The organism is Arthrobacter sp. E1SS-5 (assembly GCF_057073715.1).
This window is the reverse complement of sequence record NZ_CP172703.1, coordinates 1,939,483-1,952,917: the sequence shown is the minus strand read 5'-3', so window position 1 is coordinate 1,952,917 and position 13,435 is coordinate 1,939,483. Positions and strand designations below refer to the sequence as shown.

The following is a 13,435-nucleotide window of genomic DNA, read 5'->3' as shown; positions in this document are numbered from 1 at the left end:
ACATCGTCCTGGACCCGCGCCCTCTCCCGAACGGAGCACACCGTGCGCTTTATCCTGCGCCGCCTGGGTTTCTACCTCATTGCCTTCTGGGCCTCCATTACCCTGAACTTCCTTCTCCCGCGTTTCATGCCGGGAGACCCTGTCTCACGCATGTTCGCCCGTACCCAGGGCAAGATGCAACCCGAACAGATCGATGCCCTGCGCAAGATGCTCGGCGTGGATACCCGGCCGCTCTGGGAGCAGTACGTCGATTACATGCACAACGTCCTGACCGGTCAGATGGGCGTCTCCATCTCACGGTTCCCCACCCCTGTCACCGAGGTCATCTCGGCCCAGATCGGCTGGACCCTCCTGCTCGGCGGGACTGCGCTGGTGATTGCCGCCGTCGTGGGCAACCTGCTGGGCATCCTGGCAGCATGGCGCCGGGGCGGTGCCATCGACTCGGCCCTGCCTCCCGTGCTCGTCTTCATCGGTTCCTTCCCCTACTTCTGGCTCGCGATGGGCGCCCTGTACTTGTTCGGCGTCGTTCTGGGCTGGTTCCCTATCCGCCACGCATTCACCGACGGCCTGGAGCCGGCGTTCACCACCGAGTTCCTCGGAGACGTCGCCGCCCACCTCGTGCTCCCGGCGCTGACCATCGTGCTGGTCTCCATCGGTGGCTGGATGCTTGGGATGCGGAACACCATGATCGCCACCAACTCCGAGGACTACATCACCATGGCCGAAGCCAAGGGCCTCCGTCCGGCCCGCATCATGCTCCGGTACGCCGCCCGGAACGCGATGCTTCCGTCCGTCACCAGCTTCGGCATGGGCCTGGGCTTTGTCGTGGGCGGCGCCCTTCTCACCGAGGTGGTGTTCGCCTATCCCGGCGTCGGTTACCAGCTCCTCAACGCCGTACAGGGCCTTGACTACCCGCTCATGCAGGGCCTGTTCCTGACCATCACCGCCGCCGTGCTGCTGGCGAACTTCCTGGTGGACATCCTCTACGTCCGCCTCGACCCCCGCGTGCGCAGCAACTGAGCATTGCGTACCCAGTAACCAAGGGACCTACCATGACCAGCGTTATCCTCCAGCAGCCGACCGAAGCAAAAGCTGCCCGCAAGACCAACCGCGGCTTCATCCACGGACTCGTCACCAACAAGAAGGCCATGACCGGCATGGCCATCATGCTCGTCTTCATCGTCCTGGCGCTGGCCGCGCCGGTACTGTTCCCCGGTGACCCCTCCCGGATCACCGGTATGGCCTCACTGGAGCCGGACGGTGAATACCTGCTCGGAACGACCGCGAAGGGCCAGGACGTGCTCGCCCTGACCATCTACGGCGCCCGAAGTTCCCTTCTGGTGGGCCTTACCGTGGGGTTCGCGTCCACATTCATCGGGATCCTTGTCGGGCTGGCATCGGCCTATTTCGGGAAAATCATCGACGAAGCACTGTCGCTGCTGACCAACGTCTTCCTTCTCCTTCCCGGGCTACCGCTGCTCGTCATTCTGGCCGCCTTCCTGCCACCGGGGCTGGGCACCGTGATTCTGGTCCTCACCGTTACGGGATGGGCGGGATCAGCGCGTGTTCTCCGCTCACAGGCCCTGTCCATCCGCTCCAAGGATTTTGTCGCTGCCGCCGTCGTGTCCGGTGAGCGCGCCGGCAGGATCATGTTCCGCGAAATCCTGCCAAACATGGCATCGGTCGTGATGGGAACACTGCTTGCCTGCGTTATCTACGGCATCGGCGCCCAGGCCGGCCTCGAATTCCTTGGGCTGGGTGACGTCAGCACCGTCTCCTGGGGCAACAACCTCTTCTGGGCCGGAAACGAAGGTGCCCTGCTCACCGGAAGCTGGTGGGTCTTCATCCCCTCCGGCCTTTGCATCGCGCTGGTGGCGTTCGCCCTGGCGCTCGTCAACTACGCCGTTGACGAAGTAACCAACCCGCGGCTGCGGAAGGTCCGCAAACCCGCCTCCACCGAAAGGAGCGCGGCAAAGTGACCGTCTCCCAAACCTCCTTCGGCTCGCACGAACCGGTCCTCGACGTCAAGAACCTCACCGTCAAGTACATCGGCGACACCCGCTCGACCACAGCCGTGGACAACGTCTCCTTCAGCATCGGCGCCGGCGAAGTGTTCGGCCTGGCCGGCGAATCCGGTTGCGGAAAATCAACCATCGCCAACTCGATCATGCGGCTGCTCAAGGACCCGGCCAGGATCGCCGCCGGCAGCATCTCGTTCGGGGGTAAGGATGTGCTGGGCATGAGCCAGGACGAGCTGCGCCGTTTCCGCTGGCAGGACGTCGCCATGGTGTTCCAGTCCGCCATGAACTCGCTGAATCCGGTGCTCACCATCGGGGAACAGATGGCAGACATCTTCACCACCCACGCCGGCTACTCGCGTAAGGAATCCCTTCGGCGCGCAGCAGAGCTGCTGGAGCTCGTAAGAATCGACCCGGTCCGTCTCAAGTCGTACCCTCATCAACTCTCCGGCGGAATGCGGCAACGCGCCGTCATCGCCATGGCCGTGGCACTGAAGCCATCACTCCTGATTCTGGACGAGCCCACCACCGCCCTGGACGTGGTGGTGCAGCAGGAAATCATGGCCCAAATCAAAGACCTCCAGCGCGAACTGGGCTTCTCCGTCCTGTTCATCACTCACGACATGTCCCTGATGGTGGAGCTCTCCCACCGCATGGCCGTCATGTACGGCGGCCGGATCGTGGAAACCGCCAAAGCCCACGACATCTACACCGCCCCGGGGCACCCGTACACCCAGGCGCTCATGGGCGCGTTCCCGCCACTCACCGGCCCCCGGATCCCACTTAAGGGCCTGCCCGACGGCGTGAAGTTCCGGAACATCCCGGACCTCGCCGAAGTTGCGCCCGGCCACTTCGTGGCCCCGTTTGATGCCGACGCCGAAGCCGCCGTTTTTGAAGGAGCAGCACAATGAGCCACGCCGTCCACTCACCCGCAAGGCCAGATGCTTCGACCCAGACCCCGACCCTTGAGGTACGTGGACTCGGTAAGTCATTCCACATAGGCGGCCTGTTCTCCAGCCAGGCAGTCCGGGCGCTGCACCGAGTCGACCTGACCATTGGCCATGGAGAAATCGTGGCGCTGGTCGGGGAATCCGGCTCAGGCAAAAGCACCCTGGCCCGCTGTGTCGCCCGGCTCGAGAAGCCCAGCGAAGGTGCCATCCTGCTCGACGGCGTCGACGTTCTCAAGCGTGACCGTTTCCAGGCCTCACGGGCGTTCCGGTCACAGTTGCAGATGGTCTTCCAGGACCCCTTCGGTTCGCTGAACCCGGCTCACCGGGTTGAGCACTTCCTCCGACGGTCCCTCACAATCCACGGCAAAGGTGGTAGGGGCCAAGGTTCCGAAGAGCAGACGAGGCGCCGGCTCGAAGAGCTCATGACCACCGTCGGGCTTCAGACCGACATGCTCAACTCCTACCCCCACGAACTCTCCGGCGGACAACGTCAACGCGTCGCAATCGCACGTGCCCTCGCCGTCGAACCTGAAGTTATCCTCGCCGACGAACCAACGTCCATGCTGGACGTATCGGTCCGCATCGGCGTGCTGAACCTGATGCGGAAACTGCGCGATGAGCAGGGCATTTCCATGCTCTACATCACCCACGACCTCGCCTCCGCCCGGTACCTCGCGGACCGGACGGCCGTCATGTTCGCCGGCGAAATCGTTGAAGAGGGCGAATCACTGGACCTGCTGGCCAACCCAGCTCACCCCTACACCCAATTGCTGGTCTCAGCCGTCCCGGACCCAGCCAGGGCCGGGTCCTACGACCCAGTTCACCGCGCCAACCTTCGGCAGGCCGTCATGGCCTCCACCACCTGCGCCTTCGAAAGCGACCCCGACCAGCGCTGCTCATCCGAGGAGCCCGTACGGCACCGGGTGGGCGACCCCATCAACCGCCACTGGGTCCGCTGCCACCTCTACCGCCCACGCGCCGGCGCCGGCGGCCATGCATTGGCGACAGAACCCCTACCGGAACCAAAACCTGCAAACTGAAATTCCTGTTCCAAGAACGGACCAACCCGTCCCGTCTGTCCCGGCAGCCCCACATCAAATTCAAACCCAAAAACTGGCACCGCCCTGCTCTACCCAAAGACATCAACATCCTCCCAGCAGCAGCGAGGCTGCCCACCGAAAGGTAACAGATGCACAAGCTACCCATCGTCCCCCGGCGTGCCCTCCTGACCGGAAGCGGAGCCGTTGCCCTTAGCGGATCCCTCGCACTTTCAACGGCATTGGCCGAGCCAGCGACAGCAGCGCCGCCAAACGCTTCCGACACCGCGCCAGCCCAGCTGCCCTCAAAAGGACCAACCCGCATGCGCCCCACCTATCACTTCAGCGTCCCCGACAACTGGAAGAACGACCCTCAGCGGCCCATCTACATCGACGGCGAATACCACTACTACTACCTCTACAACGCCGACTACCTGCAGGGCGGTGCAGGCACATCGTGGCGCCGCGCGACCACCACCGACCACGTCTCCTTCAGAGATCGCGGCGTCGCGATTCCCAAGTTCAGCAACGACAACGGCGACTGCTGGTCAGGCTGCCTTGTCATCGACGAACAAAACACCGCAGGCTACGGTGAGAACGCTGTCATAGCCCTCGTAACGCAGGCACCCCAGGGCCGGCAGGCACAATACCTCTGGTACTCGACGGACCGTGGGCGCTCGTTCCAACCCGGTGGCACGGCGCCGGTACTTCCGAACCCAGGCGTGCAGGACTTCCGCGACCCGAAAGTCATCTGGGACGCTGACCGCGGGCAGTGGTTCATGGTCAACGCCGAAGGGCAGAAGCTCGGCTTCTACACATCTCCCAATCTGCGTTCCTGGCAGCGGGTCGGCGAATTCGTCCGCACGGACCTGGGGATGCTTGAGTGCCCGGACCTTTTCCGCATGACCGCCGACGACGGCACTTCGCACTGGATCCTGGGCACCAGCGCCAACGGCAAAGGCCGCGGCCTGCCGGCAACATACGCCTACTGGACAGGGGCCTTCAACGGCTCCACGTTTGCGCCCGACCATGCCGAGCCGGAATGGCTGGACTATGGCTATGACTTCTACGGAGCAGTGACCTACCCCCATCACGACTCCTCCGGTGCGGAGGATGCCACCCTGCGCAGGGCGCTTGGATGGGCGAACTTCTGGGACTACCCCCACAACACTCCGACCCTGGCGACCGACGCGTACAACGGCGATGACATGATCGTGCGCGACATCCGCCTCAAGAAGGGAGACGGAAGCTACCACCTCGTCTCAACCCCCACCGCCGGGTTGGCCAACCTCGTCAAGCGCACCCACCGTCTTGGGGACGTCAAGGTGACAGGAACCCATGACCTCGATATCAGTTCACTGGCCTATGACCTGACCTGCGAGCTGGTATGGGACCCGGCCGCCCCTCCGGCCAACATCGGCCTTGAGATCTGCCGTGCAGCCGGCGGCGGCCGGCACGTCGCCGCCGGTGCGTTCCTCCGCGGCCCCTTCGCCTACGTCAACCGGCGACCCACCATCAACCCGACCGGCGGGGAAAGCCAGACGCCCATCGATCCCGCGGCAGGGCGTCTCACACTTCGCCTCCTGGTGGACCGCACCAGCGTTGAAATGTTCGTCGGAGACGGACGGGTGGTGCACTCACACCGTGTGTTCCCCCTGGACGGTGACAACAACATCCGGCTCTACGCCAACGAAGGAACGGCCACCTTCGGCAACCTCACGGTCAACGAGATCAACGAGATCAACGCTGCGACTTAGCGCCAACCGAGACGGTTCCGGCAGGTCATTCCACCGCTGCGGCCACCCGGCTGCGGGATGACCTGCCGCTCCCCTACCAACACTGCCCGAGAGACAAACATGGAATACCTCAACCCAGCCCGCCCAGACGCCCAACAGCCTCTTGACGCCGTTGTTGTCGGCGAAGCGCTGATCGATGTTGTCACCACCCCAAACCGCAAGATGGAATACCCCGGCGGATCGCCCGCCAACGTCGCCTACGGCCTCGGGCTCCTGGGCGTCACCACGGGCCTGCTCACGGCCATCGCATCCGATGCCCGGGGAACATCCATAGAGAACCACCTCCACAGGGCGGGAGTTACTCTTCTGCCCGGATCAAAATCCCTCGCCCGCACGGCGACAGCCACCGCAACCGTTGGACCCGACGGATCAGCCGAATACGACTTCGACATCCACTGGGACCTGCCAACAGCAACGCCTGCCTACTTCCCCAAAGTCCTGCACACCGGTTCCATAGCCACCTTCCTGCACCCCGGGGCAGGCGCCGTCAAAACCCTGCTCGAACAAGCCCACAAGCATTGCACCATCACCTACGACCCCAACATCAGGCCAGCCCTGCTTGGCAGCCACGCCGCGGCGAAGGCAACCTTCGAAGACATCGCCGCACTGACCGACGTCGTCAAACTCAGCGACGAGGACGCCCACTGGCTGTACCCCGCGAAAACACTGGAAGAAACCGCTGAGCACATCCTCCGGCTGGGCGCCGGGCTGGCAGTGATAACCAAAGGTGCCGCCGGCTCCCAATTCACCTCCCCGTCCGCCAGCATCACCGTTCCCGCAGTCAAAGCGAGGGTGGCAGACACCATCGGCGCCGGCGACTCCTACATGGCAGCACTCATCCTGGGCCTCCTCACCCGCGCCACCGAGGGCTTCGCCCCCACCGTCATGGAGCAGCTGGGACGCACCGCAGCAGCCGCAGCGGCCATCACCGTGCAGCGCGCCGGGGCGAACCCGCCGACCCTGGACGAACTGACATCTGCGGTGGAGGCACCTGCCTCCCCACCACGAGTCTTCGCATGGGATCAGGCATAAACAAAACAACCCTGCGGGCAACAAAAGTAAAGGACCGCGTTTACCCTGTTAGGAGGAGCCGACAATGACGTCTGAAGAGACACCGGGGCAGCAAGCCCCTTCACATTCGCTGCGGTCCAGCAGCAGGTTTGCACAACTCACCCGCGTTCCATGCTGGGCCTGACAGGGACCGCGGTCGCAGGGCCGACCGTGGGCGCGTGGCCCGGCTTACCGCCGCTGACATTCCAGGCCGTGGCAGCAAGGGCCTTACACACCGCCATCCTGGGGACGGCAGCGAATGCTGCGGCCCGCCAAGGCTTGATCCAGCCCTTCATCGCCCCGCATCCCGATATCCCAGTGCAGCTGCAGGCGATTCAGGGTGCGGACTGGAAGGACTTCTTTTCCAAGGTCCTGACCATGGTTGCTGCCGGAACGCCGTCGGCTGATCCCGGGAAGGGGTCTGTCCGACACCCTGCTGGCCCTGATCCTGCCAGCCATTCCCACGCACCCTGCGCGAAGGCCTCACGGCCGGCGCCAGCAAATAGCGCAGCTCTCGTAAAAATACAGTCACTCGAATGCCATGGAGGGGGGTGGACTGCCCACCACCTTAGCGAAGAATGAAAGAGAGCGGCGCTCAGCCGGTGCCGACAGTACCGTGTACCGCTGTCCCTCGTCCGGCCCCCGCCGCTGAGCCTGCCTTGAGCTGCTGGGCAAGCGATGCCACAAGGTCCTCCAGCGGCTGGGTGATGTCGCCCCTGACATGCCGTTCGTCCGGCTCGAGTTCCTCCAGCGCGGCAAACTGGGATGCCAGCAGCGCCGGGGGCATGAACTCGTGGGCCCGCGCTTCCATCCTCGCCCCTACGGTGGCTGCGTCGCCGGCCAGATGGATGAAGACAACGTCCGGTGCATAGCTGCGTAGCAAGTCCCGGTAACGTCGTTTCAAGGCTGAGCAGGCGACGATAGGCGGAACTCCTGTGCCGCCGTCGGCCTTTCCTGCAAGCAGCTCCCCCAGCCGGCCCAGCCACGGCTCCCGGTCGGCGTCCGTAAGCGCAATCCCGTCGCCCATCTTTTGCTTGTTGGCGGCTGGGTGGAAGTCATCCCCGTCGAAGAACGGCCTGCCCAGGCGCTGGCCCAGCAGCGTGCCGACCGTGGACTTTCCGCAGCCGGATACGCCCATCACCACCAATGGAGGCAGGTTGTCACTCACTGGACCTCCCTGGCTTCACCGAAGCTGAGGAGCACTTTGCCGGAGCTGGTGGAGTCCTTCGCCACTTCGAACGCGTGCAGGGCCTCGGCCAGCGGGAAGTCGTGGGTGATGACGGGGCTGATGTGGAGGGAGCCGTCCGCGAGGGCGGCGATCACCTCGTCGATCTCGTCGTTAAACCGGAACGAGCCCTTGAGGTCCAGCTCGCGGGTGATGGCCAGCGAGATGGGCACCGGCTGCATGCCCGTGGGAAGCAGTCCAACCATCACAACAGTGCCGCCGCGCACCGCGCCCTGAATGGCGGAGGCCAGGCCGTGGTGGCTGCCGGAAGATTCGATCACGACGTCGGCCTCAACTGCGGCGATCGCCGCAGTGTCCGCGGCGTTGATTACCTGGTCCGCGCCGACGGCCTTGGCGATCTCCAGCGGCTTGGGGTGCAGGTCGACGGCGGTGATCCGGGCGGCGCCCGCCCGCTTGAGGACGGCGACGGCCAGGGCGCCGATGGGACCGGAACCGATGACCAGCGCAGTTTTTCCGCGGACGTCGCCGGCGCGGGAGACTGCGTGCCAGGCCACTGAAGCCGGCTCGATCAGGGCGGCAGTGCGCAGCTCCAAGCCTTCCGGCAGGGCGCGCAGCATCCTGACCGGCAGGTTCACATACCTGCTGAAGGCACCGTCGGTGTGGGGGTAGCGGGCCGCGCTGCCCAGATAGGTGCAGCCCGGCGAAAGGTTGGGCCGGTCCGCTGGGTATTTTGCCTCACCAGGACCGGGCGTTGCGGGATGGACGGCGACGGCGGTCCCGGCGTCCGGGCCCGCACCGTTCGCTGCCGCACGCACCACCACGCCCGATATTTCGTGGCCCAGGACCAGAGGGGCCTTCAGGATCGACTCCCCGGCGGCGCCGTGCAGCCAGTAGTGCAGGTCCGAGCCGCAGATACCGCCGTACAGGACTTCCACAACCGCTTCATCAGGTGCCGGCTGAAGCAGCGGGACCTCGTCGATGCGCAGGTCGCCGGCAGCATGGGCCACCAGGGCAGGACCCGAAGCGGGAAGGGACTCAGTATTCAGGGACATCAGACCACCACCGTCATTCCGCCGTCGATAAAGATTGTCTGGCCGTTCACGAAGTCCGAGCCGCTGGAGGCCAGCCACACCACCGGACCGGCAAGGTCCTGCGGAGTGCCCCAGCGGTTGGCCGGGGTACGGCCCAGGATCCATGAGTTGAACTGCTCATCATCCACCAGGTTCTGCGTCATTTCGGTGTGGATGTACCCGGGCGCGATGCCGTTGATCTGGAGCCCGGAGGCGGCCCATTCGGCCGTCATGGCGCGGGTAAGGTTCCGCAGGCCGCCCTTGGCCGCCACGTACGGGGCAATCGTGGGACGGGCCAGGTCCGTCTGGACCGAGCAGATGTTGATGATCTTGCCGCGGCCGCGCGGGATCATTCGCCGGGCAGCTTCGCGGCCCACCAAGAACGCGCTCGTGAGGTCGGTGGAGAGGACGCGTTCCCAGTCGGCCACGTCCAGGTCCAGCATAGGCACGCGGTGCTGGACGCCGGCGTTGTTCACCAGGATGTCCAGCGGGCCCACGTTCTCCTCGACCCAGGCGATGCTGCGGGCAGCGGCGTCGCCGTCGGTGACGTCGAAGGCGACGCTGGCGATGCGCCCGGGCAGGAAGTCGGCGGCAAGTGCTGCCTCAGCTTCCTTGAGCCGCTCGGGGTTGACGCCGTTCAGCACTACCGTGGCGCCGGCGTCGGCCAGTGCACGGGCCAGGGACGAGCCAATACCCCGGCTGGAGCCGGTGACAAGGGCGACGCGGCCGGTCAGGTCGAAGAGCGGGCTCATGCAAACGGTCCGTCCTGAACGAGGTTTTTTGGGGTTTCGCCGGCGGCGAGTGCCTCGAGCTGTGTTTTGAGCAGTTTGAGGATGCGTGGCTCAAAGGCTGAGGCGTTGCCGCCCACGTGCGGGGTGATCAGTGCGTTCTCCGTGGACCACAAGGGGTGGCCGGCGGGCAGTGGTTCGGGATCTACGACGTCGAGTGCACAATTAAGGCGGCCGGACACGACTTCCGCGGTGAGCGCCTCGGTTTCAATCACAGGTCCTCTGCCCACGTTCACCACCAGGGCGCCGTCGGGCAGGGCTGCCAGGACTTCCCGGCCTACCAGGTGATGGGTGTTCTCGTTCAGAGGCAGGACGGAGACCAGGATGTCGTGGTCAGCGGCCAATGCCACCAGCTCATCGGGGCCGTGGACCTGGCCGTGCTCGTCCATGCGGGCGGAGCTGCCCACCCGGGTGATGGTCACTTCGAAGGGCTCCAGGCGGCGGGCCAGCTCTTTCCCGATTCCGCCGATCCCCAGCAGCAGGACCTTCCGGTCAGCCAGGGACTGCCGGCGCTGCGGTTTCCAGCTTTCAATCTGCTGGTCCCTCACGGCCTGGTCGATGCCCCGCAGCTTGGCCAGGATGAGCCCAACGGCCAGTTCAGCGGTGGCAGCTGCATGGACACCCGAGGCGTTTGCCACTGCGGCGCCCGGACCAGCCGCCTCGCAAACGCCGTCGTACCCCGTTGACTGCGTCTGCACGAACCTAAGGTCCGCCACCTGGCCCAGGGAAGCGAGCACCGCCCCGGCGTTCAGGTACGGCAGAATGACACCATCGATGGCGCCTAGGTCCTCCCCCGGTGCTTCCTTCATGTCCCAGACCACCCCGCGGAGGCCGCCGGGAAGCGGCGAAAGGTCGGCCAGGAGCTGGCGGTCGGGAAAGCTGACGGTGTGCACGTGCTGCATCGGTGGAGCCTATCGATTGTTGGTGGGTGGCTGCAGGGGGCGGAACATTGCTGCTGGGCTAGTCTTCAACCCGGCGGTCGAAGACCAGGCCGCCCGGGACCTGGAAGGTGGGCATGAGTTCAAGCATGCCAACATTCACGTGCCGCGGGGTTTCGATGGCGTAATCCAGGGCGTTGACAATGTCATCGGTGGTCAGTGACTCGTAGCCTTCGTAGTACGTCTCCCAAGCCTCTTTCATAGCCTCGGGGCTGCCGCCCATGTTCCGGCCGAAAATCTCGGTCTCCACGCGGCCCGGGCAGATTTCGGTGACGCGGATGCGCTTGCCCACGGTGTCGTTGCGGAGCTGTCGGGAGGTCTGGTGCACGGCGGCCTTGGTCGCGTGGTAGACCGTGTGGCCATAGAAGTTGTAGGTAGCGGCGATGGAGCTGATGTTGACGATGTGGCCGAGGTCCCGCTCGACCATTCCGGGCAGCACCAGGCGGGTGAGCTGCAGCAGTCCGCGGAGGTTCACGTCCACCAGTTCGTCGACGTCTTGCTCCGAGGAGTCCAGGATGTTGCCGGGGCGGGAGACGCCAGCGCAGTTAATCAGCACGTCCACCTTGAGGCCGCTTACGACGGCGGTCAGCGCGGCGGTGTCGGTCAGGTCCACCACGTGCGGGACTGCTCCCGTGCGGTCAGCCAGTTCGGCAAGGCGTTCCTCGTTGCGGGCCACGGCATGGACGGTGAGGCCGCGCTTGGTGAGGCGTTCGGCGATGGCGGCGCCCATGCCGGTGGATGCTCCGGTGACGAGGGCGGTGGTGTAGTCAGAAAAGGACATTGGTTCTCCAAAGGTGGGGAATGGTGGGTGGCCTTGGTCCGGCACGGGACCGGACCTCTGGACTGATGGTCGGGGGTGGTCAGGCTCCTGACGCTGGGCTGAGTTGATGCCAGCGCTCACCGGCGCCGATGCCGAGCAGTCCGAAGACGGTTTGGATGGTGCTGCGGAGCCTGTCCAGTTCAAGGCACGCCGCCCGATGTGTTGCCGTTGCTTCAGCCACGGTTGTCTTTCGAAAGGTGACGTTGTGTCCCGGTCTGGCCTGAGCCAGGAGGTCCAGGGAGCGGCTGGTGACCACGGCGAGGACCGGGTAGCCCGCTGTGACACCGCGTCCGCGGTGCAGGACCAGCAGCTCTTCCCGGGACGGCACCTCGATGGCCCCGACCGGAACGCCGCGGGAGAGCACTTCCGACGTGAGCTGGCGCTCGGGAAGGGCGCCACCGAGCCGGAGCCCGATGTGGTTGCTGCGGGGGCTCACGGTGTACTGCGTAGTGAACAGCAAGTCCGCTGTGTCCCCGAATTCCGCCACGTCCGGCCCGTCGGTGACGTCGATGACAGGGCTGGTGGTGAAGGCGGGTTTGGTGAGGCCAAGACGGAACAGCGGCAGCCCGAAGTGTGGCTGGGTGATGGGGGCCGTCGTCGTGCGCGTTTCCAGACGGAAGCCCTCCACGAGTTTCAGTCCGAAACCGACGACAGTGTCCGGCGCGCAGCTGCCCAGCAGCCGGGGGACGGTGAAGGATCCATGGACGGCGATGTAGGCGCGCAGTCCGGTCCGGATCCCCCGCACCGCCACGACCTCGCCTGCCCGGACGGACACCGGCTCCCACTGCGGGCACTCGCGGCCACCGACGGTGAGGTCAAGGGTCGCACCGGTGACCGCGATCAGGAGGTCTGTAGTGGCGCGCATCCTAAAGTCCAGGGCGGTCAGTTCCAGCAGCGGCTGGTTCTCTTCGTTGCCGGCGAGGATGTTTGCGGCCTTGGCGGAAAACTGGTCCAGGGCACCGTTGACAGGTAGGCCAAAGGCGGGCCCCTGTGTCCGGCCAAGATCGGTGACTACGGAGTGGCCAGGCTGCAGGATGACGAGTGAACCGGTCATGGCCGCGCCTCCAGGAACTGCCCGGCGAAGTTTCCAAAGTCGTCTGCGGGGATCCGGTAGAAACGCAGCTCGTCGCCGGGGACGTAGGGCACCAGCGGTTCACGGGATACGTCCAGGACAGACAGGGGGGTCTGCCCAATGACGCACCAGCCGCCAGGTGCAACGGCCGGGGCAATCACTGCCTGGCGTCCGGCGACGGACACGGCACCGGCGGGGACCGATAACCGGGGGTCTTTCAGCCGGGGCACCGGGACGGGGAAGTCCGGCCCGTCCATCATCGGAGATCCTGCCGGCGCGCCCAGGCAGCGGATGACATAGGTCTTTTCCGTGTGGCGCGCGATGATGTCCCCAACGTCCAGGCCCTGGTGCTCCGCCACGCGTTCAAGGTCGGGCCCGAATTCGCCGCCGTACACGACCGGCACCTCGAACCGGCGGGGCTCGCGCAAAACGGTTCCGGTGAAGTCCAGCTGGCGCATGCCCAGCAGGACGAACGCCCGGACCTGACGTGGAGAAGTGAGGTACGGATCGAATTCGACCAGGACCGAATCGTAGGTGGGAACGGCGCCATGGAGGCCTTCGACGCCGGCCGTTGCCAGCCAGGCAGCCAGGGAGTGGACGGTTGCCCAGTCGGCTTCCGGGTCGCCTGATTGGGCCACCACGCGCAGGGCCGCATCGCCGGACTCGTAGATCTCCAAAGCTTTCCGGGGCGTTGTTGCTGAGACGGTCAT

13 protein-coding genes are annotated in these 13,435 nt (G+C 65.3%); 6 read left to right on the top strand and 7 right to left on the bottom strand.

Annotation, left to right across the window (positions count from 1 at the left end; translation table 11 throughout):
- The first annotated feature begins 42 nt into the window (after window positions 1-42).
- The 6 genes from ACIGJD_RS09040 to ACIGJD_RS09015 all read left to right on the top strand — a co-directional run bounded on the left by ACIGJD_RS09040 (window position 43) and on the right by ACIGJD_RS09015 (window position 6,833).
- The gene (locus ACIGJD_RS09040) at window positions 43-1,020 is read left to right on the top strand and encodes an ABC transporter permease (protein WP_483689216.1); all 978 of its coding nucleotides are present in this window, start codon (window positions 43-45) and stop codon (window positions 1,018-1,020) included.
- Between the two features lie 32 nt (window positions 1,021-1,052).
- The gene (locus ACIGJD_RS09035) at window positions 1,053-1,979 is read left to right on the top strand and encodes an ABC transporter permease (RefSeq protein WP_483689215.1); all 927 of its coding nucleotides are present in this window, start codon (window positions 1,053-1,055) and stop codon (window positions 1,977-1,979) included.
- Complete coding sequence (locus tag ACIGJD_RS09030) at window positions 1,976-2,929, top strand: ABC transporter ATP-binding protein (RefSeq protein WP_483689214.1); 954 nt, start codon at window positions 1,976-1,978, stop codon at window positions 2,927-2,929. The genes ACIGJD_RS09035 and ACIGJD_RS09030 overlap by 4 nt, the downstream gene beginning before the upstream one ends.
- Window positions 2,926-4,008, top strand: coding sequence for an oligopeptide/dipeptide ABC transporter ATP-binding protein (locus tag ACIGJD_RS09025; RefSeq protein WP_483689213.1), 1,083 nt, complete (start codon window positions 2,926-2,928; stop codon window positions 4,006-4,008). The genes ACIGJD_RS09030 and ACIGJD_RS09025 overlap by 4 nt, the downstream gene beginning before the upstream one ends.
- A 320-nt stretch (window positions 4,009-4,328) precedes the next feature.
- A complete protein-coding gene (locus ACIGJD_RS09020; protein ID WP_483689212.1) occupies window positions 4,329-5,762 on the top strand; it encodes a glycoside hydrolase family 32 protein in 1,434 nt (477 codons plus the stop codon).
- Between the two features lie 99 nt (window positions 5,763-5,861).
- A complete protein-coding gene (locus ACIGJD_RS09015) occupies window positions 5,862-6,833 on the top strand; it encodes a PfkB family carbohydrate kinase (RefSeq protein ID WP_483689211.1) in 972 nt (323 codons plus the stop codon).
- A gap of 613 nt (window positions 6,834-7,446) precedes the next feature.
- On the opposite strand, the gene ACIGJD_RS09010 is transcribed toward ACIGJD_RS09015, so the two are convergent.
- From ACIGJD_RS09010 to ACIGJD_RS08980, 7 genes are all read right to left on the bottom strand, one after another.
- Window positions 7,447-8,019 (bottom strand): gluconokinase, encoded by a 573-nt coding sequence (locus tag ACIGJD_RS09010; RefSeq protein WP_483689210.1) that lies wholly within the window; start codon window positions 8,017-8,019, stop codon window positions 7,447-7,449.
- Window positions 8,016-9,089: an L-idonate 5-dehydrogenase gene (locus ACIGJD_RS09005; RefSeq protein ID WP_483689209.1), complete on the bottom strand. Its 1,074-nt coding sequence runs from the start codon at window positions 9,087-9,089 to the stop codon at window positions 8,016-8,018. The genes ACIGJD_RS09010 and ACIGJD_RS09005 overlap by 4 nt, the downstream gene beginning before the upstream one ends.
- On the bottom strand, window positions 9,089-9,859 hold the full coding sequence (locus ACIGJD_RS09000) for an SDR family oxidoreductase (RefSeq protein ID WP_483689208.1): 771 nt from the start codon (window positions 9,857-9,859) through the stop codon (window positions 9,089-9,091). The genes ACIGJD_RS09005 and ACIGJD_RS09000 overlap by 1 nt, the downstream gene beginning before the upstream one ends.
- The gene (locus tag ACIGJD_RS08995; RefSeq protein ID WP_483689207.1) at window positions 9,856-10,797 is read right to left on the bottom strand and encodes a 2-hydroxyacid dehydrogenase; all 942 of its coding nucleotides are present in this window, start codon (window positions 10,795-10,797) and stop codon (window positions 9,856-9,858) included. Before ACIGJD_RS08995 ends, ACIGJD_RS09000 begins: the two co-directional genes overlap by 4 nt.
- Before the next feature lie 58 nt (window positions 10,798-10,855).
- Window positions 10,856-11,614, bottom strand: a complete 759-nt coding sequence (locus ACIGJD_RS08990; RefSeq protein ID WP_483689206.1) for an SDR family oxidoreductase — start codon at window positions 11,612-11,614, stop codon at window positions 10,856-10,858.
- A gap of 79 nt (window positions 11,615-11,693) precedes the next feature.
- Window positions 11,694-12,707 carry a 5-oxoprolinase subunit C family protein gene (locus ACIGJD_RS08985; protein ID WP_483689205.1) on the bottom strand — a complete coding sequence of 338 codons (1,014 nt, stop codon included), beginning with the start codon at window positions 12,705-12,707 and terminating at the stop codon, window positions 11,694-11,696.
- Window positions 12,704-13,435: a 5-oxoprolinase subunit B family protein gene (locus ACIGJD_RS08980; RefSeq protein ID WP_483689204.1), complete on the bottom strand. Its 732-nt coding sequence runs from the start codon at window positions 13,433-13,435 to the stop codon at window positions 12,704-12,706. The genes ACIGJD_RS08985 and ACIGJD_RS08980 overlap by 4 nt, the downstream gene beginning before the upstream one ends.